The following is a 25,632-nucleotide window of genomic DNA, read 5'->3' on the forward strand; positions in this document are numbered from 1 at the left end:
CTTGCTTTCCGGTAGGCGGGTTGGCGACCGGCCCACCCTATATCGCGAGCGCTACGTGCGTTCGGCCCCGGTGAGTCGGTAGGCGTCGTAGACGCCGTCGACCTTGCGGATCACCTTGATGATGTGGTCGAGGTGCTCGGGGTTCGCCATCTCGAACGTGAAGCGCGACAGGGCGACCCGGTCGCGGGTCGTGGTCACCGTCGCGGAGAGGATCGAGACGCGCTCGCCCGAGAGGACCTGCGTGACGTCGGCGAGGAGGCGGTGCCGGTCGAGGGCCTCGACCTGCACGGTCGCCACGAACGTCGCCTGGTCGTCCTCGTGGGACCAGTGGACCTCCAGGACCCGGTCGGGCTGGAGCTCGATGCGCTCCTCGGCGTTCTCGCAGTCCCTGCGGTGCACGGAGATCACGTGGTAGCGGGTCGCGAAGCCGATGATGGAGTCGCCCGGGATCGGGTTGCAGCAGTGGGCGAGGCGCACCGGCATCTCGCCCTCCTCCATCCCCGCGACCGTGACGGCCGCGTGGATGTCGCCGTGCGCCTCGGGGACGATGCGCGCGGGCTGCGTCGGCGCGGTGGCCTCGGCCATGTCCTCGGCGGCGCCCTCGGCCCCGCCCTGGACCTCCAGGAGCTTCTGGACGACCGCGGACGCGGAGATGTGGTGCTCGCCGAGGGCCGCGTACAGCGCCTCGACGTCCTTGAGGTTGAGGTCCTTCGCGAGGGACGTCAGGTTGTCGTGGGAGAGCATCCGCTGGAGCGGCAGGCGCCGCTTGCGCATCGCGCGGGTCAGCTCGTCCTTGCCCAGCTCGATGGCCTCTTCGCGGCGCTCGCGCTTGAAGTGCTGCTTGATCTTGGTGCGGGCGCGGGGGCTCTTGACGAACGCGAGCCAGTCCTCGCTGGGCGTGGCGTTCTCGGAGTTCGAGGTGAACACCTCGACCACGTCCCCGTTCGACAGCGTCGACTCCAGCGGCACGATCTTGCCGTTGACCTGCGCGCCGATGCAGCGGTTGCCGACCTCGGTGTGGACGGCGTACGCGAAGTCCACGGGTGTGGAGCCCGCGGGGAGGGCGATGACGTCGCCCTTCGGGGTGAAGACGTACGCCTCGGAGGAGGCGAGGTCGAAGCGGAGCGCGTCGAGGAACTCCGAGGGGTCGGCGGCCTCGCGCTGCCAGTCGAGGAGCTGGCGCAGCCACGCCATGTCGTCGATGTGCGCGGGCGGCCCGGCGACCGTGGAGTTCTTGGTCTCCTTGTACTTCCAGTGCGCGGCGATGCCGTACTCGGCGGTGCGGTGCATCGCCCACGTGCGGATCTGCATCTCGACGGGCTTGCCGTTCGGGCCGATCACCGTGGTGTGCAGCGACTGGTACATGTTGAACTTGGGCATCGCGATGTAGTCCTTGAAGCGCCCCGGCACCGGCTGCCAGTTCGCGTGGATCACCCCGAGCGCCGCGTAGCAGTCCCGCTCGTCCTCGACGAGGATGCGCAGGCCCACCAGGTCGTAGATGTCGTTGAAGTCGCGGCCGCGCACGATCATCTTCTGGTAGATCGAGTACAGGTGCTTCGGCCGCCCGGAGACCTCGGCCTTGATGCGCGAGCCCTTCAGGTGGTCCTTGACCTGGGCCACGACCTGCTGGAGGAGCATCTCCCGCTGCGGGGAGTGCTCGGAGACCAGGCGCGCGATCTCGGCGTACCGCTTCTTGTAGAGCGTGGCGAACGACAGGTCCTCCAGCTCCCACTTGATCGTGTTCATGCCGAGCCGGTGGGCCAGGGGCGCGAGGATCTCCAGCGTCTCCCGGGCCTTCTGCTCCTGCTTCTCGGGGGGCAGGAACGTCAGCGTGCGCATGTTGTGGAGCCGGTCGGCGAGCTTGATGACGAGGACGCGCGGGTCCTTCGCCATGGCGACGACCATCTTGCGGATCGTCTCGGCCTTCGCGGCGTCGCCGAGCTTCACCTTGTCGAGCTTGGTGACGCCGTCGACCAGGAGCGCGACCTCCCCGCCGAACTCGTCGCCGAGCTCGTCGAGCTGGTAGTCGGTGTCCTCGACGGTGTCGTGCAGGAGGGCCGCGACCAGCGTGTTCGTGTCCATGCCGAGTTCGGCGAGGATCGACGCGACCGCGAGCGGGTGCGTGATGTACGGGTCGCCGGACTTTCGGAACTGCCCGTTGTGCAGCTGCTCGGCGCGCGTGTACGCCTGCTGGAGGAGCCGCACGTCGGCACGGGGGTGCGCGGCCCGGTGGGCCGCCACGAGCGGCTCCAGGACCTCCGGGAGGGTCGAGGACTGCCACGGCGCGTTGAAGCGCGCCAGCCGGGCCCGCATGCGGCGCCCCGTCGGCGGGCCCATGGGGCCGCCGGAAGTGGGCGCGGCGTCAGCGGGACTGCCGGACGCGGCTCGCTCGGTCACCACGCACGCCTCCTCGGTATCGCACGGCACTACAGCTTCTCAAAGCCTCAACAAAGCTCCGATACGCATTAATCCTAGCCGCGGGGCGCGGCCCGGGCCGCCTGCGCTGCCCCGACCGCGCCCGCGACTGGATCACATCGGGGGCGGCGCTACATGACGCCCGCGGCCGCGACCTGCTCGACGATGTCCAGGCCCGAGGTGATCTGGCCGAGGATCGTGTAGTCCGCGCCCAGGGTCGTGTCCTCGTAGACGATGAAGAACTGGCTGCCGGTGGTCCCGGCGCCCGCGTTGGCCATCGCGATGGTCCCGGCCGGGTAGTTCGCCTCGGCCTCGACCGGGGTGTTCTCCTCGCCGTACTGGTAGCCGGGGGAGCCCGCGCCGGCCATCTCGGGCGTGCCGGCCTCGATCGCGGCGCGCGCGTCGGGGTCGCCGCACTGGAGCACGTAGATGCCCTCGGTGGTCAGGCGGTGGCACTGCTGGCCGTCGAAGTACCCGTCCTGCGCGAGGAACGTGAAGGACCCGGCGGTGCACGGGGCCTCGGCGGTCTCGATGTCGGCGGTGATGAGGCCGAGGTTGGTCACGATGGTCATCTCCTGCGACCCGGCGGCGGGCTCGGTCGCGAGCGGGACCGGGCTGGTCCCGTCCATCGAGGTGTACATGCATGAGGCGGTCGCGGAGGCGTCCGGGGCCGTCATCTGGAGGCATTCGAGGTAGACGTCCTGCACGGGGCGGCCGTCGGTGAGGCCCTCCGTGGCGGTGCCGGTGGCGCCCTCGCCGCTGGGCTCGACGTCGCCGCAGCGGTCGGCCGCCGCCTCGGCGTCGTTCACGAGCTGCTGCACGTCGGGGTCGCCGGCGGACTCGTCGTCGGGGCCGAGCCACGCGAACGCGCCCCAGGCCAGGAGCACGAGCGCGGCCAGCGCGCCCACGCCGCCGACGCTCCACGCGACGGTGCGCCTGCGGCGCTCCTCCTCGGCCTTGACGGCCATGCGCTGCTGCAAGTGCTGGCGGGCCGCCAGTCGCTGAGCCTGTTTCGACGCCACCGTCGGATCTCCTTCGCGCGGTTAGGGGTGCTTACTCGGTCTCGGTGTCGGTCGGGGCCTCGGAGGACTCCGCCGTCGGGTCGGCCGTGGCCGTCTCCTCGGTGCCGTCGGTCGGAACCTCGGTCGCCAGCGGGTCCTCGGTGATCTCGGAGGTCGGCTCCTCGGCCGCGGGCTCCTCGTCCTTGAAGAACCCGTCCTGCCAGAGGTACACCAGGGTCAGCACGGCGGCGACGGCGAGGAGCCCGCCCAGCGCCTGGAGCTGGCGCCGCCTGCGCAGCTTGCCCGCGAGGCGCGCGTTCTTCTTCGCGTTCGCGATGCGCTGCTTGCGCTGCTCCATGTGCTTGGACTTCGCGGGCACCTGGACTCCTCATGACGTTCGCTTGTGTTGGGGGTTACGAGTTCCGCAGTCTAACCGGGTCAAGTCAGACGCGTCACCGCAGGATGCCCCGTGTATTCTGAGCCCGCGAAGGGAGGGGGAGCGGTGCTCATCGAGACGCTGGTGGCCGATGCGTTCGGGACGAACTGCTACGTGCTGTCCTCCGGTCCCGGCGCCGAGTGCGTGGTCGTGGACCCGGGCATCGGCGTCGCCCCGCGCCTGGAGGCCCTGCTCGGCGAGCGCGGCCTCAAGCCCGTCGCCGTGGTCCTCACCCACGGGCACCTCGACCACACGTTCTCCGTGACGCCCGTGTGCGGCGCGAACGACGTCCCCGCGTACATCCACGCCGACGACGCGCACCTGCTCGCCGACCCCACGCAGGGCTTCGGCCCGAACATGATGGCGCTCGTGGGCACCGGCCTCGACTGGACCGAGCCCGACGACGTGCAGGTCCTCGCCGACGGCGGGACCGTCGAGCTCGCGGGGATGCGCTTCGCCGTGGACCACGCCCCCGGGCACACCGCCGGGTCGGCCATGTTCCACACCGCGGGCGACGAGGCCGCGTACACGCTCACCGGCGACGTGCTGTTCCGCGGCGCGATCGGCCGCACCGACCTGCCCGGCGGCTCCGACGCGGCCATGCAGGAGACGCTGCGGACGAAGGTCCTCCCGCTCGACGACGGCGTCGTCGTCCTCCCCGGGCACGGCCCGGCCACCACGATCGCGGCCGAGCGCGCCCGCAACCCGTACCTGAAGCGCCTGACCGCCCATTAGCGACGGCTCCGCTTCCTTTTCCGATCGAACTACGCGCTAGGAGACACCCATGTCACGACCCCAGCCGCTCTCGGGCTTCCCCGAACTGCTGCCCCGGCAGCGGATCGTCGAGCAGCAGGTCGTGGACCATCTCCGCCGCGCCTTCGAGCTGCACGGCTTCGCGAACCTCCAGACCCGCGCCGTCGAGCCCATGGACCAGCTCCTGCGCAAGGGCGAGACCTCGAAGGAGGTCTACGTGCTGCGCCGCCTCCAGGCCGACGACCGCGACGCCTCGGACGCCGAACTGGGCCTGCACTTCGACCTGACCGTGCCGTTCGCGCGGTACGTGCTGGAGAACGCCGGGAAGCTCAACTTCCCGTTCCGCCGCTACCAGATCCAGCCGGTCTGGCGCGGCGAGCGCCCCCAGGGCGGGCGGTACCGCGAGTTCTGGCAGGCCGACATCGACATCGTGGACCTCGGCGAGCTGCCCGCGCACTACGAGGTGGAGGTGGCGCTCGTCGTCGCCGACGCGCTCAAGGGCCTCCCGCTGCCGAAGGTCCGCATGCACGTCAACAACCGCAAGCTCTCGCAGGGCTTCTACCAGGGCCTGGGCATCCGCGACACCGAGGAGGCGCTGCGGATCATCGACAAGCTCGACAAGATCGGGCGCGACGCCACCGCGAAGCTCCTCATCGACGGCGTGGACGCGACCCCCGAGCAGGCCGAGGCGTGCCTGAAGCTCGCCTCGATCAGCGCCGAGGACTCCTCGTTCGTCGACGAGATCCGCGCGCTCGGCGTCGCCGACCCGCTCCTGGAGGAGGGCCTGACCGAGCTGGCCGCGGTGGTCGACGCCGCGGCGGCGGCCGCCCCCGGCTTCGTCGTCGCCGACATGAAGATCGCGCGCGGCCTCGACTACTACACCGGCACGGTCTACGAGGTCTTCATCGAAGGGGAGGAGCACCTCGGCTCGGTCTGCTCCGGCGGCCGCTACGACAAGCTCGCCTCCGACGGCAAGAACACGTACCCCGGCGTGGGCCTGTCGATCGGCGTCTCCCGCCTCCTGGTGCCTCTGCTCCAGGCCGGGAAGCTGGATGCGACCCGCGAGGTCCCCACGTGCGTCCTCGTCGCCCTCAACCACGAGGACGACCGGCCCGCCTCGAACGCGATCGCCCAGCGCCTGCGCGCCCGCGGCATCCCCGTGCAGGTCTCGCCCTCGGCCGCCAAGTTCGGCAAGCAGATCAAGTTCGCCGACAAGCGCGGCATCCCCTTCGTGCTCTTCACCAACGACGAGGGCACGCAGATCAAGGACATCCGCTCCGGCGACCAGGCCACCGTCGACCTCGACACGTGGAACCCCCCGGCCGAGGACCTCCACCCGCGGATCACCGCCGCCTAAGACAAGCCGAAGCGGGCGCCCCGAGGGGCGCCCGCTTTCCTGTTTCCCTCAGACCGACAGCTCGCCCTGGGCCTCCAGCGACAGCTCCTTCCAGTCCTCCCAGCCCTGGAGCCGGGCCGCGTACGCCTGCTTGAGCATCGGGTGGAAGCCCAGGCCCCACAGGACGCGCAGCGGCGGCTGTTCCAGGTCCACGAGCTTGAGCATCGCCCGCGCCGAGGCGGCCGGGTCGCCCGCGGGCTGGCCCTTGACCGCCTGGGCGAGCTTCTCGCGCAGCGGCACGTACGCGGGGTGCGCGGCCGCCATGTGGCCGTTGTCGAGCGGGTCGGGGTTCTTGCCCTTCCGGGTGGCGAACCCGCCGGGCTCGACGATGGTCACCTTGATCCCGAACGACGCGACCTCGCCCGCGAGCGCCTCGTTCAGACCCTCCAGGGCCCACTTCGACGCGTGGTACGCGCCGCCGAGCGGCATCGCGATGAGGCCCGCCGCCGACGAGAGCTGCACGATGTGGCCCGAGCCCTGCGCCCGCAGGTGGGGGAGGACCGCCTGGACGACCCACACGGCGCCGTAGAAGTTCGTCTCCATCTCGCCGCGCAGCTCCGCCTCGGACAGCTCCTCGACCGCCCCGACCTGCGCGTACCCGGCGTTGTTGACGACCACGTCGAGGCGGCCGAAGTGCGCGACGGCCGCTTCGACGGCCGCGTCCACCGCGGCCTTGTCGGTGACGTCCACGGCGAGCGGCAGGACCGCGTCGCCGTACTTCTCGACCAGCTCGCCGAAACTCTCAGTGCTCCGCGCGGTGGCGGCGACGCGGTCGCCGCGGCCGAGGGCCGCTTCGGTGAACTCCCGGCCGAGGCCGCGGGACGAACCGGTGATGAACCAGACCTTGCTCATGATGATGTTCCTTTGCGTTGTGTGCGGGGAGCGGGCCCGGGCGGGGTGTCGCCCGGGCCCAGGGGAGGGACTAGGCCAGGGCCTTGACGGCGGAGCCGGCGTGCTCGGCGGCCTTCGCGACGCGGCGGCGGCGCACCGGCATGCCGTACGTCGGGTTGGCGACGCCCCAGGCCGCGCCCTTGCAGATGATCTCCTTGTAGCGGGCGGCGAACCGGCCGCGCAGCGAGACGGTGCGGGTGCGGTCGTCGGCGTGCACGTACTGGATCAGGCCCTCGGTGCGGCCCAGGCTGATGCACTGGTTGAAGTACCCCAGCGGCACCTTCCCGGCCTTCGCCCCGGTGAGGCGGGCCGTGATCGCGTCGGCCGCGGCCTGGGCCATGGGGATGCCCGAGGCGCACGACATGCGCAGTGGCACGCCGGCGTCGCCGATCGCGTAGCCCGCGTCGCCGACGGCGAACACGTCCGGGTGCGAGACCGAGGCCATGTCGCCGTCCACGACGATCTGGCCGCGCGCGGTGGTCTCCAGGGTCGTGGCCGCCGCGATCGGGTGGACCGCGAACCCGGTGGTCCACACCGTCGCCGCGCTGGCGATCCGGGTCCCGTCGGCGGTGACGATCTCGCCGTCGCGCACTTCGGCGACGTCGGTGTGCTCGTAAACGGTGATGCCGAGCTTCGCGAAGACCTTCCGCAGGTGCGCCTGCGCCTTCGGGGAGACCCAGTCGCCGAGGTCGCGGCGGGCGACGATCGCGACGTCCAGGTCGGGGCGGGCCTCGGCGAACTCCGTGGCCGCCTCGATCCCGGTGAGGCCGCCGCCGACGACGGTCACCCTGGACCCGGCGTCCAAGCGGGCCAGGCGGTCGCGCAGGCGAAGCGCGCCGGAACGGCTCGCGATCTCGTAGGCGTGCTCGGCGGCCCCGGCGACGCCGTGGTCGGTCCAGCCGCTGCCGAGGGCGTAGACGAGCGTGTCGTAGGCGAGGGTCTCGGCGCCGCCGGAGCCGGTGACCGCGACGGTCTTCGCGTCGGCGTCCACCGCGGTGACCTCGGCGAGCTTGAGTTCGACGCCGGTCCCGGCGAACATCTCGGCGAAGGGCCGGGGCTTGAGGTCCTGGCCTGCGGCGAGCTGGTGGTTGCGGACGCGCTCGACGAAGTCGGGCTCGGCGTTGACGAGGGTGACGGCCACGTCGTCGCCGTGCAGCCGCCGCGCGAGGCGGCCGGCCGCGAACGCGCCGGTGTAGCCGGCGCCGAGGACGATGATGCGGTGCTGCATGGGCTTGCTCCTGTCTGCTTCGTGTTCGCGACCTGAACCGGGCGGGCCCGCGAAAGCTGACAGGAATAAGCAGTGAAGCACGTCACATGACGTCAGGAGGGGTCAGAACGCCTGCTCGACCAGGGGCTCCCCGTGGTCGAGCGTCGCCCACAGCGCCGTGGCGCGGGCGAGCTTGTCGGGGTTGACCTGGGTGCGGCACGCGGCGACGCCGTCCGCCGCGATCTCGACCGCCATGACCCCGACGACCCGGTCGCCGACGACCGCGACGAGGCCCGGCTCGCCGTTGACGGGCCACGCGTACAGGTCGGCGGCGCCGCCGATCATGTCGCGCTTGACCGCGGCGGGCCGGAACATGCCCCACAGGAACTTCGCGACCGCGGTGGCGCCCTCGAACGCCTTCGCGCGGGCCGGGACCTTCCCGCCGCCGTCGCCGATCGCGATCGAGTCGTCGGTGAGCAGCTCCAGCAGCGGCGTCACCGAGCCGCCGGTGGCCGCCGCGAGGAACTCCTCCACGATGCGGCGCGCGGCCGCCTGGTCGATCTCGGCGCGGGTGCGCCCGTCGGCGACGTGCTTCTTGGCGCGGTGGAAGATCTGCTGGCTTCCGGCCTCGGTGATGTCGAGGATCGCGGCGATCTCGCGGTGCGGGTAGTCGAACGCCTCGCGCAGCACGTAGACGGCGCGCTCGTTGGGCGACAGGCGCTCCATGAGCGTCATGACGGCGTACGACACCGACTCGCGCTGCTCGGCCGTGTCGGCCGGGCCCAGCATCGGGTCGCCGCCGAGGACGGGTTCGGGCAGCCACTCGCCGACGTACGTCTCGCGCCGCGCCCGCGCCGAGGTGAGCTGGTTCAGGCACAGGTTCGTGAGGACCTTCGTCAGCCACGCCTCGGGGACCTCGATCGCGGCGACGTCCGCGCCCTGCCAGCGCAGGAACGCCTCCTGGACGGCGTCCTCGGCCTCCGCGGCGGAGCCGAGCATCCGGTAGGCGATGGCCGCCAGGCGCGGCCTGGCGGCCTCGAAGCGGTCCACGTCGTCCAGGGTCAGGGTCATGGCCCGATCCTAGCTCCGCGCGCGCGGTGCGGCGGCCTCGTTGGGGCCGTGGGCTATCCGACCTCGCGGACGCAGTAGAGCGCGGTGATCGAGTCGATGTCGGGGTCCCAGTCGCGGCCCGCGGCGATCGCGGTGTCCGTGTAGTAGTACTGGGTCCACTCGTAGCCCTCGCACGCGTCGGCGGCGGCCACGGCGTGGGTCGGGTCGCTCGGGTCGGCGTCGGCGGGGGCCTGGACGATGTGCACGACGTACCAGTAGGCGGTCTCGCCCTCGCAGTCCACGACGTAGAACCCCGTGGTGACGTTCTCGATGCACTCGCCTTCGACGGGCACGCGGTACTCGGACTCGCCCGCGCTGGTCTCCTCGACGGCGGCGCCGGTGGTCTCCTCGGCCGCTGCGCTCGTGGTCTCCTCGGCGACGGGGTCGCCCTCGTCCTCGCCGAGGTTCATCGCGAGGAACGTGCCGCCGACGGCGACGGCGAGGACCACGACGACGAGCGTGACGATGAGCCTGGTGTTGCCGCCGGTGCGCGGCGGCGGGGGCGCGGCCTGCCCGGCCATGAACGCGCCGCCGGGCGGGCCGGGCGGCGGCGGGGGCTGCTGGTACCCGGTGGGCTGGCCGGGGACGTAGCCGGGGGCGGCGGGGGAGTACGGGAGGCCGGGCGGGGCGCTGCCGGGCTGGACGTTGAGCGGCGGGTTGCCGTATCCGGCGCCGGGGCCGTACACGTCGGGGCGGGAGTACGGGTCGGCGTCGGTCGTGTAGTGCTGGGGCGCCGAGGGCTGGCCGTAGCCCGGCTGCTGCTGCGAGGGGTCGTAGGGGTTCGGGGGCGGGTAGGTCATGGCGGCTCTCCGTCGGGTGGCCGTACTCGGGGCGGTTCCCCTCCATCATAGGCGGACCCGGCGAGCCCGCCCTGGTGACGGAACGGCGAGGGCCGCCCCCGCGGTGCGGGAGCGGCCCTCGATGTCCTTGCGGCGCTACAGGTTGTCGCTGGAGCAGTAGGCGCCCCAGATGAGCCCGTCGCCGCCGTAGAGGGCGGCGGCGTAGTAGCCGGAGTTCGGGCACCCGCCCAGCGCGGTGGTGGAGTCGAACGCGGACTCCTCCAGCGGCGGGTCGTAGGCCTCGACCTCTTCGACGGTGTAGAGCGCGCCCGGGGCCGAGCAGTCGATCTTCAGGCCGTTGCCGTCGGTGCAGTCGCCGGTGTTCGGGGTGACCGGGAGGGCGCCGTCGGCGTTCTCCTTCTCGATCGCGGTCAGGCACAGCAGGAAGTCGACCTTGCCGCCGTCCCAGTCGTACACGTAGAAGTACGACTGCCAGACCTCGCCGAACGCGCCGCGCAGCGCCACGGCGCCGCACTCGGCCTCGACGCCCGCGTAGTCCTCCAGCTCGCCGAGGGAGTCGGCGCGCAGGTCGGGGTCGTCCACGACCTTGTTCACGGTCCAGTACGACTCGGCCGCGTCGCACTCGGCGGTGAGGCCGGCGGTCGGGTCGGTGTCGGTGGACGTGGTGGTCGAGTTGAGGTCCTCGATGAGGCAGTCGCCTTCGGCGACCGAGGTCGACGAGTCGGAGTCGGTCAGGTCGTCGAGGGCGTTGCCCGCGTCGCCGTCGTTCGCGATGAGCCGGACGATGAAGACCACGCCGATGATGAGGACGACCGCGATCGGGGCCACGATCTTCCACACCAGGCCGGCGCCGCCACCGCCCGAGGGCGGGATGGGCGGCGGGGCGCCGTAGGGGCCGCCGGGCGTTCCGGGGGGCGGCGGGTAGCCGGGGGGCTGCTGGCCGAAGCCGGGAGGCTGGGTCTGCCCGTACTGGGGCTGGGACGGCTGCCCGTAGCCGGGCTGCTGCGGCTGAGGGGCGTACCCGCCCGGCTGCTGCTGCGGGTAGCCCGGCTGCTGCGGCTGCTGTCCGTAGCCAGGGGGCGGGGGATAGGTCATTGGAAGAAGACTCCTTGCGAACGTACTCTGGTCGAGGGGTGCCTGCACGGGATGGGCACCGTGCGATATGGGATCACTCTAACCACCCGCGTCCACCGGTCCGCACGGCCCGGCCTCGGGTCCAGGTGCCGTTACACGCCCATTACGCGAAGGTTGCGCGCGACTCGGGAGCCCGCCTGAGGGTTCGTTCAGAAAAACCGCGCGACCTGCTCGGATCGTAGGACGATGGTGTCTGACAGATGAGCGATGCATTACACTCGGCTGACACTTTGCATTCTCTCGGGCCGACGTCGTCCCGTACGAAACACCGCCGTGCACGGGCATCCCCACATGCCGTGCGCGCTTGACGACGAAGGAGGCCACGGTTGGTTTCTGCCCTGAACCCCGCACCCGGTCTTTACCGCCCCGCCTGGGAACACGACGCCTGCGGCGTCGCCTTCGTCGCGGACATGCAAGGCCGGGCCGCCCACAGCGTCATCGAGCGCGGCCTGTCCGCGCTCGTGCGCATGGAGCACCGCGGCGCCACCGCCCCCGACCCCGACTCGGGCGACGGCGCGGGCATCATGCTCCAGATCCCGGACGCCTTCTACCGCGACGCCGTCGACTTCCCCCTCCCCGCCGCCGGCCACTACGCCGCCGGGCTCGTCTTCACCCCCGAGGACGACGACGCCACCCTCCGCGCCCGCGCGATCGTCGAGAAGTACGCCGTGGCCGAGGGCTGCCGCGTCCTCGGCTGGCGCGACGTGCCCACCGACGCCTCCGGCCTGGGCGCCGCCGCCCTCGCCTCCAAGCCCCGCGTCTCCCAGGTGTTCCTCGCCGCCGAGGACGCCGCCGCCTCCGGGATCGAGCTCGACCGGCTCGCGTTCTGCGTCCGCAAGCAGGCCGAGCGCGAGATGCGCGAGCGCCAGCTCGACGGCGCCGCGATCGTCAGCCTCTCCGGCCGCACCGTCGTGTACAAGGGCATGCTCACCCCCGCGCAGGTCCCGCAGTTCTACCCCGAGCTCGCCGACGAGCGCCTGACCTCCGCGATCGTGCTCGTCCACTCGCGGTTCTCCACGAACACGTTCCCGTCGTGGCCGCTCGCCCACCCGTTCCGGATGGTCGCCCACAACGGCGAGATCAACACGATCCGCGGCAACCGCAACTGGATGACCGCCCGCCAGGCCGACCTCGCGACCGCGGCGCTGCCCGGCCGCCTGCGCCGCCTGTTCCCGATCAACACCCCGAACGGCTCCGACTCCCTCAACTTCGACGAGGTCGTGGAGCTGCTGCACCTCGGCGGGCGCAGCCTGCCGCACGCGATGCTCATGATGGTCCCCGAGGCGTGGGAGCACAACGCCACCATGGACCCCAAGCGCCGCGACTTCTACCGCTACCACGCGTCCATCATGGAGCCGTGGGACGGCCCGGCCGCGGTCTGCTTCACCGACGGCGTCCAGATCGGCGCGGTCCTCGACCGCAACGGCCTGCGCCCCGCCCGCTGGTGGCGCACCACCGACGACCTCGTGGTCCTCGCCTCCGAGGCCGGCGTGGTCGACATCGACCCCGCGAAGGTCGCCGCCAAGGGCCGCCTGGAGCCGGGCCGCATGTTCCTCGTGGACACCGAGGCCGGACGCATCGTGGACGACGAAGAGGTCAAGGACGCGCTCGCGAAGGAGCACCCCTACGGGGACTGGCTCCACGCCGGGCTCATCCGCCTCGAAGAGCTGCCCGAGCGCCGCCCCCGCACCTACGACGCCGAGTCCGTGCGCCGCCGCCAGCTCACCTTCGGGTACACCGACGAGGAGCTGCGCATGTTCCTCGCCCCCATGGCCGCCAACGGCGAGGAGCCGCTGGTCTCCATGGGCTCCGACACGCCCATCGCCGGGCTCTCGAAGCGCCCGAAGCTCCTGTTCGACTACTTCACGCAGCTGTTCGCGCAGGTCACCAACCCGCCGCTCGACGCCATCCGCGAGAAGCTCGTCACCGCGCTCGGGACCACCGTCGGCCCCGAGGGGAACCTCCTCGAACCCGGCCCGCACTCGTGCCGCCAGATCGAGCTGACCCGCCCGATCCTCTCGAACGAGGAGCTCGCGAAGATCCTCCACATCGACGAGGACGGCGACATGCCGGGCTTCCAGGCCGTGCGCGTCTCCGGGGTCTACAAGGCCCGCCACGGCGCCCGCGGCATGAAGGACCGCCTGGTCGAGATCTGCCGCCACGTCTCCGAGGCCATCGAGGACGGCGTGCGCATCCTCGTGCTCTCCGACCGCGACTCCACCGCCGACCTCGCGCCGATCCCCTCGCTCCTGCTCACCGCCGCCGTGCACCAGCACCTCGTCCGCGAGCAGACCCGCACCAAGGTCGCGCTCCTGGTCGAGACCGGCGACTGCCGCGAGGTCCACCACGCCGCGGTCCTCCTCGGCTACGGCGCCGCCGCGATCAACCCCTACCTCGCGTTCGACTCCGTCGAGGAGCTCAGCGCCCAGGGCGTCGTCGCCGCCGAACCGGCCCAGGCCGTCGAGAACTACATCAACGCGCTCTGCAAGGGCGTCCTCAAGGTCATGTCGAAGATCGGCATCTCCACGATCGCGTCCTACACCGGCGCGCAGATCTTCGAGGCCGTCGGCCTCGACGCCGACTTCGTGGACCGCTACTTCACCGGCACCGACTCCTCCATCGGCGGCATCGGCCTCCAGACCCTCGCCAAAGAGGTCGCCGAGCGCCACCGCGCCGCCTACGAGCGGACCGTCGAGACGAGCGAGCCGCTGCCCCCGGGCGGCGACTACCAGTGGCGCCGCGAAGGCGAGGTGCACCTGTTCAACCCCGAGACGGTGTTCCTGCTCCAGCACGCCACCCGCTCGGGCCAGTACGAGGTCTTCAAGCGCTACACCGACAAGGTCAACGCCATCGCCGCCGACTCCGGGCTCCTGCGCGGGATGCTCGGCTTCGACGACTCCCGCGAGGCCGTCCCGCTCGACGACGTCGAGCCCGTCGAGGCCATCGTCAAGCGGTTCCACACCGGCGCGATGTCCTACGGCGCGCTCTCCATCGAGTCGCACGAGACCCTCGCGATCGCCATGAACCGCCTCGGCGGCCGCTCCAACTCCGGCGAGGGCGGCGAGGACGTCGACCGCCTCTACGACCCCGAGCGCCGCTCCGCGATCAAGCAGGTCGCCTCCGGCCGCTTCGGCGTCACCTCCGAGTACCTCGCCACCGCCGACGCCATCCAGATCAAGATGGCCCAGGGCGCCAAGCCCGGCGAGGGCGGCCAGCTCCAGGGCAACAAGGTCCACCCGTGGATCGCCAAGACCCGCAACTCGACCCCCGGCGTGGGCCTCATCAGCCCGCCCCCGCACCACGACATCTACTCCATCGAGGACCTCGCGCAGCTCATCCACGACCTCAAGCACGCCGGAGGCGGCGACGCCGAGGTCCACGTGAAGCTCGTGTCCGAGGTCGGCGTCGGCACCGTCGCCGCGGGCGTCTCCAAGGCCAAGGCCGACACCATCCTCATCTCCGGCTACGACGGCGGCACCGGCGCGTCCCCGGCGAACTCGATCAAGCACGCGGGCACCCCGTGGGAGATCGGCCTCGCCGAGGCCCAGCAGACCCTCGTCCGCAACGGCCTGCGCGACCGCATCCGCCTCGAAGTCGACGGCGCCATGAAGACCGGCCGCGACGTCGTCGTCGCCGCCCTCCTCGGCGCCGAGGGCTTCGGCTTCGCCACCGCCCCGCTCGTCGTCACCGGCTGCGTCATGATGCGCGTCTGCCACCTCGACACGTGTCCCGTCGGCGTCGCCACCCAGGACCCCGTCCTGCGCAAGCGGTACACCGGCGAGCCGGAGTTCGTGGAGAACTTCTTCCGCTACATCGCCGAAGAGGTCCGCGAGATCCTCGCCGACCTCGGCTACCGCTCCCTGGACGAGGCCATCGGCGACGTCGAGCGCCTCAAGCAGCTCCCCGCGCCCGGCCGCAAGGCCGCCCGCGTGGACCTCGCCAACGTCATCGCCGCCCCCGTCGCGGGCCCCCGCGTCCAGGCCACCGTCCAGGACCACGGCGTCCACGCCACCCTCGGCGCGGCCCTCGTGGACCTCGCCCGCCCCGCGATCGAGCAGGGCGAGCGCGTCGAGGCCGACCTGCCGATCCGCAACACCGACCGGTCCGTCGGCGCGCTCCTGGGCGCGGCCGTCTCCCGCGCCCACCGCGAGGGCCTCCCCGACGACACCGTGAAGCTCACCTTCCGCGGCACCGCCGGGCAGTCCTTCGGCGCGTTCCTCACCCGCGGCGCCACGTTCAAGCTCGTCGGCGACGCCAACGACTACGTCGGCAAGGGCCTCTCGGGCGGACGCCTCGTGCTCGCCCCCGACGCCGGGGCCCCCTTCGCCGCCGAGGACAACGTCATCGCCGGGAACACGCTCCTGTACGGGGCGACCTCCGGCGAGGCGTACATCCGCGGGAAGGTCGGCGAGCGCTTCGCCGTCCGCAACTCCGGCGCCGTCGCCGTCGTCGAAGGCGTGGGCGACCACGGCTGCGAGTACATGACCGCGGGCACCGTCCTCGTCCTCGGGCCCACCGGCCGCAACTTCGCGGCAGGCATGTCCGGCGGCACCGCCTACGTGTGGCGCCTCGACGAGTCCCGCACCAACACCGCGCTGGCGGACCTCGACCCGCTGTCGGCCTCCGACATCGACCTGGTCCACTCGCTGCTGCTGCGCCACGGCCGGGCCACCGGCTCGGCGGTCGCGTCCGAGCTGCTCGGCAACTGGCCCAAGGCCGCCAGCGGCTTCACGAAGGTCATCCCGCGCGAGTACAAGGCCGTTCTCGCCCTCCAGCAAGCCCAGACGGAGGCCGGCAATGCCTGACCCCAGCGGATTCCTCCAGCACCAGCGCGAGGTCCCGAAGAAGCGCCCGATCCCGGTGCGCATCCTCGACAACCGCGAGGTGTACACCCGCACGTCCGGCGAGCTCGTGACGGCCCAGGCCTCGCGCTGCATGGACTGCGGCATCCCGTTCTGCCACAACGGCTGCCCGCTCGGGAACCGCATCCCCGAGTGGAACGACCTGGCCCGCACCGACCGGTGGGGCGCCGCGATCGAGCAGCTCCACGCCACGAACAACTTCCCGGAGTTCACCGGGCGGCTGTGCCCGGCGCCGTGCGAGGCCGCGTGCGTCCTCGGCATCGGCGACGACCCGGTGACCATCAAGAACATCGAGGTCGAGATCATCGACCGGGCCTTCGACGACGGCAACGTCGAACCGCGCCCGGCCGCGTTCGCCACGGGCAAGTCCGTCGCGGTCGTCGGCTCGGGCCCGGCGGGCCTGGCCGCCGCCCAGCAGCTCGCCCGCGCGGGCCACTCGGTGACGGTGTACGAGCGCGACGACGCCCCCGGCGGGCTCCTGCGCTACGGCATCCCCGACTTCAAGCTGGAGAAGCGCCACATCGACCGCCGCGTCGCCCAGATGCGGGCCGAGGGCGTGGAGTTCCTCTGCGACGTCAACGTCGGCGTCGACATCACCGCCGAGGACCTGCGCGAGCGCCACGACGCGGTCGTGCTCGCCGTGGGCGCGCTCGAAGGGCGCGAGACCGACCAGCCCGGCCGGTCCCTGGCGGGCATCCACCAGGCGATGGAGCACCTCGTCGGCGCCAACCAGGTCGCGGCGGGCAAGGCCCCGTTCGCGCCGATCGACGCCAAGGGCAAGCACGTGGTCATCATCGGCGGCGGCGACACCGGCGCGGACTGCCTGGGCGTGGCCCACCGGCAGGGCGCGGCCTCGGTCCGCCAGCTCGACCTGTACCCGATGCCGCCCTCGGACCGCGACGAGGGCAAGGACCCGTGGCCGACCTGGCCGGTCATCGTCCGCAACTACCCGGCGCACGAGGAGGGCGGGGAGCGCAACTACGCCTCCGCGGCCGCCGAGTTCGTCGGCGACGAGCACGGGCACGTCCGGCAGATGCGCCTCTCGGAGGTCACCGTCGACAAGTCCCAGGGCCGCCGCGACGTCGTCCCGGTGCCCGGCACCGAGCGGCTCGTGCCCGCGGACCTGGTGCTCCTGGCGATCGGCTTCGCCGGGACCGAGGACCAGCCGCTGCTGCGCCAGCTCGGCATCGAGCGCACCCGCCGCAACGTGATCGACTGCGGCGAGGACTGGCAGACGGACGCGCCCGGCGTGTTCGTCGCCGGGGACGCCCACCGCGGCGCCTCGCTCATCGTGTGGGCGATCGCGGAGGGCCGCGCCGCGGCCGCCGCCGCGCACCGGTACCTCGGCGGCCAGACGGCGCTCCCCGCGCCCGTCGCGGCCTCCGCACAACCGCTCGCCGCATAACGTGCAATAGGCGGAATTGAGCGCAGTAAAGCTCTGCCGAATGGCGAGGCTCGCAAGCTTCGCCTCGGCTTCAGGCGCAATCGCCCCTGACGCACTGCGCTCAATTCCGCCTACGCTTTTTCGTATTCACATACGGTGAATCACAGCTCTCAACTGCGGTGACCCCCTGAGTGCGAGTGAAGGTCCGATATAACATCGCAGGGTGACTCGTAGAGCAAAAATCGTCTGCACCATCGGGCCTGCGACCGCCACGCCCGAGCGCATGGCCGGCCTGATCGACGCGGGGATGAACGTCGCCCGCATGAACTTCTCGCACGGCGCCCAGTCCGACCACGAGGCCGTGTACCAGATGGTCCGCGACGCCGCCGCGGCCGCCGGGAAGCCCGTCGCGATCCTCGCCGACATGCAGGGCCCCAAGATCCGCCTGGGCACCTTCGCCAACGGCTCGGAGCAGTGGAACGCGGGCGACCGCATCAAGATCACCTCCGACGACGTCGACGGCACCCACGACCGCGTGTCCTGCACGTACAAGAAGCTGCCGGCCGAGGTCACCAAGGGCGACCGCCTCCTGGTGGACGACGGCAAGCTGGCGCTCGAAGTGCTCGGCGCCGACGACACCGACGTCGAGTGCCTGGTCGTCGAGGGCGGCCCGGTCTCCAACAACAAGGGGCTGTCGCTCCCGAACGTGAACATCAGCGTCCCGGCACTCTCCGAGAAGGACATCTCGGACATGAAGTTCGCGCTGAACCTGGGCGTGGACCTCATCGCCATGTCGTTCGTGCGCACGCCCGACGACGTCCGCCTGGGCCACAAGGTGATGGACGAGGTCGGCGTGCGCCGCCCGATCATCGCGAAGGTCGAGAAGCCCGAGGCCGTCGCGCGCCTCGAAGAGATCGTCCTGGCGTTCGACGGCGTCATGGTCGCCCGCGGCGACCTGGGCGTCGAGATGCCCCTCGACGAGGTCCCGATCGTGCAGAAGGAGATCGTGCGCCTCTGCCGCGAGAACGCGAAGCCGGTCATCGTGGCCACGCAGATGCTCGACTCGATGATCGAGAACGCCCGCCCGACCCGCGCCGAGGTCTCCGACGTCGCCAACGCCGTCCTCGACGGCACCGACGCGGTCATGCTCTCCGGCGAGACCTCGGTCGGCAAGTACCCGATCGGCACCGTCCGGACCATGGCGAAGATCGTGGAGACCACCGAGTGCGGCCCCATCGGCCTGCGCGAGCTGCTCCACGACCCGCGCACGAAGTCCGGCGCCGTCACGCACGCCGCCGCCGACATCGCCGACGCGATCGGCGCGAAGGCCCTCGTGGCGTTCACCCAGACCGGTGACACCGTCAAGCGCCTCGCCCGGCTCAAGCCGAACCGCCCGATCTACGGCCTCACGCCGATCGAGTCGGTCCGCAACCAGATGGCCCTGTCGTGGGGCACCGACTCGTACCTGGTGGAGCACGTCGACCACACCGACGCGATGTTCCAGCTGGTCGACAAGACGCTTCAGGAGCACCACCTGGCCGCCCCCGGCGACCTGGTCGTGATCGTGGCGGGCACCCCGGCGGGCACGCCGGGCTCGACCAACACGGTCCGGGTCCACCAGATCGGCTCCTAGATGGTCGAGGTCCTCGTGGGACAGGACGCCGTGGACTCGCTCCTCGGCGTCCTCGACCTGGAGCAGGTCGACAAGGGCCTGTTCCGCGGGCCGCGCGCCGAGGTGGGCCTCCAGCGGGTCTTCGGCGGCCAGGTCGCCGGGCAGGCGCTCGTCGCCGCCGGGCGGACCGTCCCGGCCGACCGGCACGTCCACTCGCTGCACGGGTACTTCGTGCGCCCCGGGAACGCGGACAAGCCGATCATCTACCAGGTCGAGGACATCCGCGACGGCCGCTCGTTCTCGGTGCGCCGCACGGTGGCCCTCCAGGGCGGGCAGACGATCTTCTTCATGTCGGCCTCGTTCCACACCGGCGAGCGCGGCCTGGAGCACGCCGACCCGGCCCCGCCGGACCTGCCCGCGCCCGAGTCGATCCCGCCCTTGAGCGAGCAGCTCAAGTCGCACCCGGACCGGCTCGGCATGTGGGCGCGGGTGCCGCGCCCGATCGACGTGCGGTACTTCGGCGGCTCGGGCTTCTCCGCTTCGGGGGAGCGCCCGGCCCTGGAGCGGCAGCGGGTGTGGATGAAGGCCGACGGGGTCCTCCCCGACGACCCGCTCATCCACGTGTGCGTCCTGACGTACGCCTCGGACCTGACGCTCCTGGACTCGGTCCTGTCCCGCCACGGCGCCGTCTGGGGCCCCGGCGGGTACCTCGGGACGAGCCTGGACCACGCCATGTGGTTCCACCGCCCGTTCCGCTTCGACGACTGGGTCCTGTACGACTCGGTGTCCCCGACCGCGGCCGACGGCCGCGGCCTCGCCCAGGGCCGCTTCTTCGACGCCGCGGGGCAGTACATCGCCTCCGCGACGCAGGAGGGCCTGCTCAGGCAGACCCCGGAGGCTCCGGGCGTCCCGTAGTGCGGGAGCGACCTGACGGACGGTGAGCGGCTGAATGAGGCTGATTTCACCGATTTCGAGGGGGTCGGTACCGGTAAGCGGCGAATGCTATGGTCGGCGTTCGTCCCCGGTACCGACCCCCATCGTCATCGGCCGGTCCTGCCCGACCGGCCCGTCCCTGCCCGGTGAACCTTTGCGGAGACCCGACATATGCGTCTGACCAACGCGGAACAAGCGGCGACGCCCCGAAGCGGCGCCCCCATACCGACACCGGCCGCCCCGGCGGCCGCGACCAAGGAACCCGGTGCGCGGCCGAGCCACTGGCGGCCCGACATCGAAGGGCTCAGGGCCCTGGCCGTGGGCGCGGTGATCGCGTCCCACATCGGCTTCTTCTACGCTGAGGGCGGCTTCATCGGCGTCGACGTCTTCTTCGTCATCTCCGGCTTCCTCATCACCTCGCTGCTGCTGCGCGAGATCGACCGCACCGGCCGCGTCTCCATCACCGGGTTCTACGCCCGCCGCGCCGTGCGCCTCCTGCCCGCCGCCGCCGTCGTGCTCGCCGCGACGCTCGCCGCCGCGTGGATCTGGCTGCCGCGCACCAGGCTCCCGGACATCGCGACCGACGCCGCGGCCGCCGCGCTCAACGTCGTCAACATCCGCCTCGCCCGCGAAGGCACCGAGTACCTCAACGCCGACGCCGTGCCGTCCCCGTTGCAGCACTTCTGGTCCCTCGCCGTCGAGGAGCAGTTCTACATATTCTGGCCGCTGCTGCTCCTGGCCGTCGCGCTGCTCGCGCGCCGCGTCTGGGGCGGGCGCTTCGCCCCCGGCGACCACCTGCGCCGCCGCCGCACCGCCGCGATCGCCGTGGTGCTCACCGCGATCGGCGCCGCCTCGCTGTACCTGAGCGCCACCCAGTCGGGGCCCGACCCGGTCTGGTCCTACTTCGGCATCCACACGCGCGCATGGGAACTCGCCGCGGGAGCCGGGGTCGCCGTCGCGGCCGCGCACCTGCGGCGCCTGCCCGCGTGGGCCGCCGCCGCCGGCTCCTGGGCGGGCCTGGGCCTCATCGGGGCCTCCGTGCTCCTCATCGACGAGCGCACCGCCTTCCCCGGCACCGCCGCGGCCCTCCCCGTCGCGGGCACCGCCCTCGTCATCGCCGCGGGCTGCGCCCCGCACCGCTTCGGCGCGACCATGCTCCTGGGCGTCGCGCCCGCCCAGTACGTCGGGAAGATCTCCTACGGCCTGTACCTGTGGCACTGGCCCCTGGTCATGATCGGCCCCGCGATGCTCGGCGTCGAGGAGCCGCGCCTGCGCCACTACCTGGTGCTCATGGCCGCCGCGTTCCTCCTCGCCGTCGCCACGTTCCACCTGGTGGAGAACCCGATCCGCACCCGCCGGACCCTCGTGCAGGTGCCCTCCCGGGCCCTCGCCATGGGCGGCGGGCTCATCACCGGCGCGCTCGCGCTGTCGATCCTCGCCTCGCTCCAGCCGATGCCCGCCGCCTCCAACGAGGAGGCCGCCGAGATCACCGGCGACGACGCCACCGTGTGGGACCTCCTCGACGAGTCCTCCGACGTGGACACCGTCCCCGCGAACCTCACGCCCGCACTGGAGGACGCGAAGCTCGACGAGCCCGCCCTCTACGACGACGGCTGCGTCGTGGAGCGCGACGACCCGAACGTGGACGAGGACTGCTGGTACGGCGACCCCGACGGCGACAAGACCCTCGTCCTCTTCGGCGACTCCCATGCCGCCCAGTGGTTCCCGGCCGTCAACCAGCTCGCCGAGGCCGCCGGGTGGCGCCTGCTCGCCATGACCAAGGCCAACTGCTCCGTCCCCGACGTGCGCGAGTACGACCCGAAGCTCGAACGCGAGTACACCGAGTGCCCCGAGTGGAAGGACGGCGTCTACGACCTCCTCGACGACGTCGAGCCCGACGCCGTGGTCGCCGCGACCTACGACGACAAGGAGGTCATGGCCGACGACCCCGACGCGGCCTGGACCGACGGGTGGGTCGAGAGCGTCGAGCGCCTGGAGGAGTCCGCGGACGAGGTCTACTACCTCGCCGACTCGCCCGACCTCGGCGAGGACGTCCCCGACTGCCTCGCCGAGAACCCCCAGGACGCCAGCACCTGCGTCGGCGACCTGGACGACGCCCTCATCGAGCCCGAGCGGCGCGAGGACACCGAGGCGGCCGTGGCCGACACCGGCGCGCGCGTCGTGGACCCGATCCCGTGGATGTGCGACGTGGACGAGGGCACCTGCCCCGTCGTCGTCGGCAACCTCCTGGTCTACCGCGACTCCAACCACCTCGCGGCCCGCTTCGTCGCCGAGCTCGCGCCGCAGCTCGCGGCCGCGATCCCCCTGGAGCCAGCAGAGTCGCAGTGACAACCTGCACAGGCAGGACCCGGGGCGGGCCTACCGCCACCCGACGGTAGGCTCACCTCAATTCACAAGCGGCACAAAAGGAGTGAACCCGGATGGAGCGCGTCGCGCCCTGGCTCAGGGCCGTCAACACGGTCCTCACCCCCGCCGTCGCGGGCCGCCGCAAGAAGGTCGACCGCCTCATCGAGCGCGCCGTCCGCGACGCCGAGCAGCGCACCGGCTCCACCGCCCGCGGCGACGACGAGTTCACCGACGACATGCGCGCCCTCCTCCACGCCTACGCCGACGTCCCCGGCCTCACCCCCGTCGGCTGGCTCAGCGCCGTCCAAGAGGTCACCGACCGCATCGAGAACCGCCTGCGCATCCGCAAACTCCACGCCCTCAACCCCGAGATCGCCGACGAGCGGATCGACCGCCCCATCGTCGTCACCGGCATCCCCCGCACCGGCACCACCCACCTCCAGCGCCTCCTCGCCGCCCCCGCAGGCCACCGCGCGCCCCTGCTCCACCAGCTCATGCACCCCGACCTCCCCACCGCCCCCGACCACGACCACCGCCGCCGCACCGAACGCACCGTGGACGCCATGCACAAGGCCGTCCCCACCTTCGGCGCCCTCTACGACATGCACCCCGACAAGCCCGACTCCTGCATCTGGGTCCTCCCGCACGGCATCGGCCACCTCGTGCGCATCCACCCGCCCGGCTACGTCCAGTGGATGCTCGACCGCGACGCCGCCCCCGACTACCGCTACCTCAAGCAGACCCTCCAGGTCCTCCAGCACGGCAGCCCCCGGCGGCGCTGGGTCCTGCGCGCCCCCGCCCACCTCTGGAGCCTCGGCCCCCTCATGAAGACCTTCCCCGACGCCCAGATCGTGTGGACCCACCGCGAACCCGCCGACGCCCTCGCGTCCCTGTGCTCCATGACCGAGACCGCCATGGCCGTCAACACCACCGAGGCCGACCCCGCCGACATCGGGCGCCTCTGGCTCGGCCTCCTCGCCACCGGCACCGACCGCGCCCGCACCGAGCGCGCCCGCCTCCCCGCCTACGCCGTCCTCGACGTCCCCTACCGCCACCTCACCACCGAGGCCCCCCGCGAGGTCCCCGCGCTCTTCCAGCGCCTCGGGCTCCCCTGGGGCCTCGCCGAGCAGGCCGCACTCGACGCGGCCCTCGCCACCCGCCCCCGCGGCCACCGCTACGACCTCGCCCGCTACGGCCTCGGCCAAGCCGAGGTCGACTACGCGCTGGCCGACTACAAGCGGATCTACGACTCGTTTCTATAGAGCCGCAAGGCGAACGCCCACAGCATGACGCCGGGCAGCGGCTCCCAGTCGAGCGCGGGCTCGCGCTCGAACCCGAGCCGCCGGTAGATCCGGTGCGCGGTGGTCATCTCCTGCTGCGAGCACAGCACGATCCGCTTCGTGCCCGCCGCCTTCGCCCGCTCCACGCACGCCGCCGCGAGCGCCGACCCGGCGCCGCGCCCGTGCGCGTCCGGGTCGACCGCGAGCATCCGGATCTCGGCGTCGCCGTCCCCGCCCAGCTCCATGAGCGGGCTCCCGGGGAACGCGATGGTCACGCCGCCGAGCAGCCGCTCCCCGTCCACGGCGACGAGCACGGTGGCCCGGGCGGCGCGGTGCGCCACGTCCCGCAGGTGCGGCGTGTACTCGTCGTCGAGCCCCCCGATGAGGAAGCCGCCCTTGAGATACGAGTCGACGGTGAGGTCGCCGAGCGCCGCGTGCTCGCTCGGGAGCACCTCGCGGATCTGGATCGCGCTGTCAGAAGTCACCCCAAGATTCTGCCCCGCCCCGCCGACATCCGCCATCAGGAGATCGACGGGGGTCGGGAGGGGCGGCGCACCCGGTCGAACCCCAGGTCACGGCGGCGATGCATAAACCGGCGGCCGGACGGGTAGCCCCATGTATGACCGCACCGAAGGGGGTACGGAAACCATGGGCGCTTTCGACAAAGCGAAGGACCAGGCCGAGCAGATGAAGGGCCGCGCGAAGGAGAAGGTCGGTGACGCCACCGACAACGACCGCCTTGAGAACGAGGGGCGCGCGGACGAGCTCAAGGGCAAGGCGAAGGAGGAGTGGCACGACCTCAAGGAGAAGGCCGAGGACAAGCTCCACGACGCCAAGGAGCGCATGACCGGCAAGGACCGGGACGAGCGCTGACCTGAAGCCCGCGTGAGACGCGACAGGGCCGGGACGCGTGCGTCCCGGCCCCTCGCGCGCGTCTACTTCCGGCGCGGCGGCGCCACGGTCTCGCGGACCACGATGTGGGTGCCGAGGACGACCCGGTCCTCCACTTCCGGTCCCCTGTGGAGTGCCAGGCGCACGGCCTCGCGGCCGAGCTGCTCGTGGGGGACGTGCACGGTGGTCAGTGCCGGGGTCAGGTCGGAGGCCAGGGGGATGTCGTCGAAGCCGACGACGGACATGTCGTCGGGGACGCTCACGCCCGCTTCGCGCAGGGCCTTGAGGACCCCGGCGGCGACCATGTCGGTGGCGGCGAAGACCGCGGTGACGTCGTCGCGTTCGGCGAGGAGCCCGCGGGTGAGCTCGTGGCCGCTGGCCTTGCTGAAGCTCCCCGGGAGGATGAGCGACTCGTCCACCTCCACGCCGTGGTCGGCGTGGGCGCGCTTGAAGCCGCGGATGCGCTCGTCGGTGGTGGTCAGGCCCTCGCCGAAGCCCATGTAGCTGATGCGGCGGTGCCCGGCCGACAGGAGGTGCGAGGCCATGGCGTACGCGCCGCCCTCGTTGTCGTAGTGGACGACGGTGGCGGGGACGTCGTCGCCGGGGGAGGGCCGCCCGCACAGGACCAGGCGCGAGCCCGAGCGGTCGAGCGCGGTCGCGAAGTAGCGCATGCGCTCCTGGTAGTGCTCGTTGTCCCAGGCGCCGCCGACGACGATGACGGCCTCGGCGTGCTGCTCGCGCATGAGCTCCACGACGGCGAGCTCCCGCTCGGGGTCGCCGTGGGTGGTGCACAGGAGGCACAGGCGGCCTTCGGAGGCGGCCTGCTGCTCGACGCCGCGCGCGATGTACGCGTAGAAGGGCCCGGTGACGTCGTCCACGACGAACGCGACGGTCTTGGTGGTCGCGCCCGCGAGCGCCCGCGCGTGGGCGTTCACCACGTAGTCGAGGTCCCGCATGGCGCGCAGCACCTTCGAGCGGGTCGCGGGCGCCACCGGGTAGTTCCCGGCGAGGACCCGCGAGACCGTCGGCACCGACACGCCCGCGCGCGCGGCCACGTCCCTGATCGTGGGGCGCTTCGCGGTGTCGGCATTCGACTTCTTGGGCACAGGGGTCCTTCTCTCACCGGTTGGGATGCGACGGGTCCGCACTCAGGGTAGTTC

Annotated in this window: 19 protein-coding genes; 9 read left to right on the forward strand and 10 right to left on the reverse strand. The window is 72.0% G+C overall.

The window, feature by feature from the left end; genetic code table 11:
* Positions 1–51: 51 nt before the first annotated feature.
* From ACFFXY_RS09010 to ACFFXY_RS09020, 3 genes are all read right to left on the reverse strand, one after another.
* Positions 52–2,337, reverse strand: a complete 2,286-nt coding sequence (locus tag ACFFXY_RS09010) for a RelA/SpoT family protein (protein ID WP_382350598.1) — start codon at positions 2,335–2,337, stop codon at positions 52–54.
* A 209-nt stretch (positions 2,338–2,546) separates the two neighbouring features.
* A complete protein-coding gene (locus ACFFXY_RS09015) occupies positions 2,547–3,437 on the reverse strand; it encodes a peptidylprolyl isomerase (RefSeq protein ID WP_382348638.1) in 891 nt (296 codons plus the stop codon).
* A 31-nt stretch (positions 3,438–3,468) separates the two neighbouring features.
* Positions 3,469–3,795, reverse strand: a complete 327-nt coding sequence (locus tag ACFFXY_RS09020) for a hypothetical protein (protein WP_382348641.1) — start codon at positions 3,793–3,795, stop codon at positions 3,469–3,471.
* A 123-nt stretch (positions 3,796–3,918) separates the two neighbouring features.
* Here ACFFXY_RS09020 and ACFFXY_RS09025 point away from each other — a divergent pair, with 123 nt between their 5' ends.
* Positions 3,919–4,587, forward strand: a complete 669-nt coding sequence (locus ACFFXY_RS09025; protein ID WP_382348644.1) for an MBL fold metallo-hydrolase — start codon at positions 3,919–3,921, stop codon at positions 4,585–4,587.
* A 49-nt stretch (positions 4,588–4,636) separates the two neighbouring features.
* Positions 4,637–5,962 carry a histidine--tRNA ligase gene (hisS, locus tag ACFFXY_RS09030; RefSeq protein ID WP_382348647.1) on the forward strand — a complete coding sequence of 442 codons (1,326 nt, stop codon included), beginning with the start codon at positions 4,637–4,639 and terminating at the stop codon, positions 5,960–5,962.
* A gap of 48 nt (positions 5,963–6,010) precedes the next feature.
* Here the strand turns inward: hisS and ACFFXY_RS09035 are convergent, their stop codons facing one another.
* The 5 genes from ACFFXY_RS09035 to ACFFXY_RS09055 form a co-directional block, all read right to left on the reverse strand.
* Complete coding sequence (locus tag ACFFXY_RS09035; RefSeq protein ID WP_382348650.1) at positions 6,011–6,853, reverse strand: SDR family NAD(P)-dependent oxidoreductase; 843 nt, start codon at positions 6,851–6,853, stop codon at positions 6,011–6,013.
* A gap of 70 nt (positions 6,854–6,923) precedes the next feature.
* Positions 6,924–8,120: an NAD(P)/FAD-dependent oxidoreductase gene (locus ACFFXY_RS09040; protein WP_382348652.1), complete on the reverse strand. Its 1,197-nt coding sequence runs from the start codon at positions 8,118–8,120 to the stop codon at positions 6,924–6,926.
* Between the two features lie 102 nt (positions 8,121–8,222).
* Positions 8,223–9,170, reverse strand: a complete 948-nt coding sequence (sigJ, locus tag ACFFXY_RS09045; RefSeq protein ID WP_382348655.1) for an RNA polymerase sigma factor SigJ — start codon at positions 9,168–9,170, stop codon at positions 8,223–8,225.
* Between the two features lie 53 nt (positions 9,171–9,223).
* Entirely contained in the window at positions 9,224–10,009 is a 786-nt protein-coding gene (locus tag ACFFXY_RS09050; RefSeq protein WP_382348658.1) for a hypothetical protein, read from the reverse strand.
* Between the two features lie 135 nt (positions 10,010–10,144).
* Positions 10,145–11,104: a DUF1720 domain-containing protein gene (locus ACFFXY_RS09055; RefSeq protein ID WP_382348661.1), complete on the reverse strand. Its 960-nt coding sequence runs from the start codon at positions 11,102–11,104 to the stop codon at positions 10,145–10,147.
* A gap of 365 nt (positions 11,105–11,469) precedes the next feature.
* Between ACFFXY_RS09055 and gltB the strand changes: the two genes are divergently transcribed.
* From gltB to ACFFXY_RS09085, 6 genes are all read left to right on the forward strand, one after another.
* The gene (gene gltB / locus ACFFXY_RS09060) at positions 11,470–15,948 is read left to right on the forward strand and encodes a glutamate synthase large subunit (protein WP_382348664.1); all 4,479 of its coding nucleotides are present in this window, start codon (positions 11,470–11,472) and stop codon (positions 15,946–15,948) included.
* Entirely contained in the window at positions 15,941–17,410 is a 1,470-nt protein-coding gene (locus ACFFXY_RS09065; protein WP_382348667.1) for a glutamate synthase subunit beta, read from the forward strand. The genes gltB and ACFFXY_RS09065 overlap by 8 nt, the downstream gene beginning before the upstream one ends.
* 202 nt (positions 17,411–17,612) lie before the next feature.
* Entirely contained in the window at positions 17,613–19,022 is a 1,410-nt protein-coding gene (pyk, locus tag ACFFXY_RS09070) for a pyruvate kinase (protein WP_382348670.1), read from the forward strand.
* On the forward strand, positions 19,023–19,916 hold the full coding sequence (locus tag ACFFXY_RS09075) for an acyl-CoA thioesterase (protein ID WP_382348673.1): 894 nt from the start codon (positions 19,023–19,025) through the stop codon (positions 19,914–19,916). It abuts the gene before it with no gap.
* Positions 19,917–20,105: 189 nt separating this feature from the next.
* Complete coding sequence (locus tag ACFFXY_RS09080) at positions 20,106–22,283, forward strand: acyltransferase family protein (protein ID WP_382348676.1); 2,178 nt, start codon at positions 20,106–20,108, stop codon at positions 22,281–22,283.
* Between the two features lie 92 nt (positions 22,284–22,375).
* Positions 22,376–23,563, forward strand: a complete 1,188-nt coding sequence (locus ACFFXY_RS09085) for a sulfotransferase family protein (RefSeq protein WP_382348679.1) — start codon at positions 22,376–22,378, stop codon at positions 23,561–23,563.
* Here ACFFXY_RS09085 and ACFFXY_RS09090 read toward each other — a convergent pair.
* Positions 23,545–24,066, reverse strand: coding sequence for a GNAT family N-acetyltransferase (locus tag ACFFXY_RS09090; protein WP_382348682.1), 522 nt, complete (start codon positions 24,064–24,066; stop codon positions 23,545–23,547). The two genes, ACFFXY_RS09085 and ACFFXY_RS09090, sit on opposite strands and share 19 nt — an antisense overlap.
* 163 nt (positions 24,067–24,229) lie before the next feature.
* On the opposite strand from ACFFXY_RS09090, the gene ACFFXY_RS09095 reads away from it, so the two are divergent.
* Positions 24,230–24,454, forward strand: a complete 225-nt coding sequence (locus tag ACFFXY_RS09095) for a CsbD family protein (protein ID WP_382348685.1) — start codon at positions 24,230–24,232, stop codon at positions 24,452–24,454.
* Positions 24,455–24,516: 62 nt separating this feature from the next.
* On the opposite strand, the gene ACFFXY_RS09100 is transcribed toward ACFFXY_RS09095, so the two are convergent.
* On the reverse strand, positions 24,517–25,578 hold the full coding sequence (locus ACFFXY_RS09100) for a LacI family DNA-binding transcriptional regulator (protein WP_382348688.1): 1,062 nt from the start codon (positions 25,576–25,578) through the stop codon (positions 24,517–24,519).
* Between the last annotated feature and the right edge of the window lie 54 nt (positions 25,579–25,632).

The organism is Glycomyces mayteni, from assembly GCF_042428885.1.
GTDB classification, from domain to species: Bacteria; Actinomycetota; Actinomycetes; order Mycobacteriales; family Micromonosporaceae; genus Glycomyces; species Glycomyces mayteni.

What these genes read in the sequence shown, in the direction of transcription:
- ACFFXY_RS09075 (WP_382348673.1), top strand. Translation starts at nt 19,023, where the DNA reads ATGGTCGAGGTCCTCGTGGGACAGGACGCCGTGGACTCGCTCCTCGGC.
- ACFFXY_RS09055 (WP_382348661.1), bottom strand. Translation starts at nt 11,104, where the DNA reads ATGACCTATCCCCCGCCCCCTGGCTACGGACAGCAGCCGCAGCAGCCG.
- ACFFXY_RS09065 (WP_382348667.1), top strand. Translation starts at nt 15,941, where the DNA reads ATGCCTGACCCCAGCGGATTCCTCCAGCACCAGCGCGAGGTCCCGAAG.
- ACFFXY_RS09050 (WP_382348658.1), bottom strand. Translation starts at nt 10,009, where the DNA reads ATGACCTACCCGCCCCCGAACCCCTACGACCCCTCGCAGCAGCAGCCG.
- hisS (WP_382348647.1), top strand. Translation starts at nt 4,637, where the DNA reads ATGTCACGACCCCAGCCGCTCTCGGGCTTCCCCGAACTGCTGCCCCGG.
- ACFFXY_RS09035 (WP_382348650.1), bottom strand. Translation starts at nt 6,853, where the DNA reads ATGAGCAAGGTCTGGTTCATCACCGGTTCGTCCCGCGGCCTCGGCCGG.
- ACFFXY_RS09040 (WP_382348652.1), bottom strand. Translation starts at nt 8,120, where the DNA reads ATGCAGCACCGCATCATCGTCCTCGGCGCCGGCTACACCGGCGCGTTC.
- ACFFXY_RS09010 (WP_382350598.1), bottom strand. Translation starts at nt 2,337, where the DNA reads ATGGGCCCGCCGACGGGGCGCCGCATGCGGGCCCGGCTGGCGCGCTTC.
- ACFFXY_RS09095 (WP_382348685.1), top strand. Translation starts at nt 24,230, where the DNA reads ATGGGCGCTTTCGACAAAGCGAAGGACCAGGCCGAGCAGATGAAGGGC.
- ACFFXY_RS09085 (WP_382348679.1), top strand. Translation starts at nt 22,376, where the DNA reads ATGGAGCGCGTCGCGCCCTGGCTCAGGGCCGTCAACACGGTCCTCACC.
- sigJ (WP_382348655.1), bottom strand. Translation starts at nt 9,170, where the DNA reads ATGACCCTGACCCTGGACGACGTGGACCGCTTCGAGGCCGCCAGGCCG.
- ACFFXY_RS09080 (WP_382348676.1), top strand. Translation starts at nt 20,106, where the DNA reads ATGCGTCTGACCAACGCGGAACAAGCGGCGACGCCCCGAAGCGGCGCC.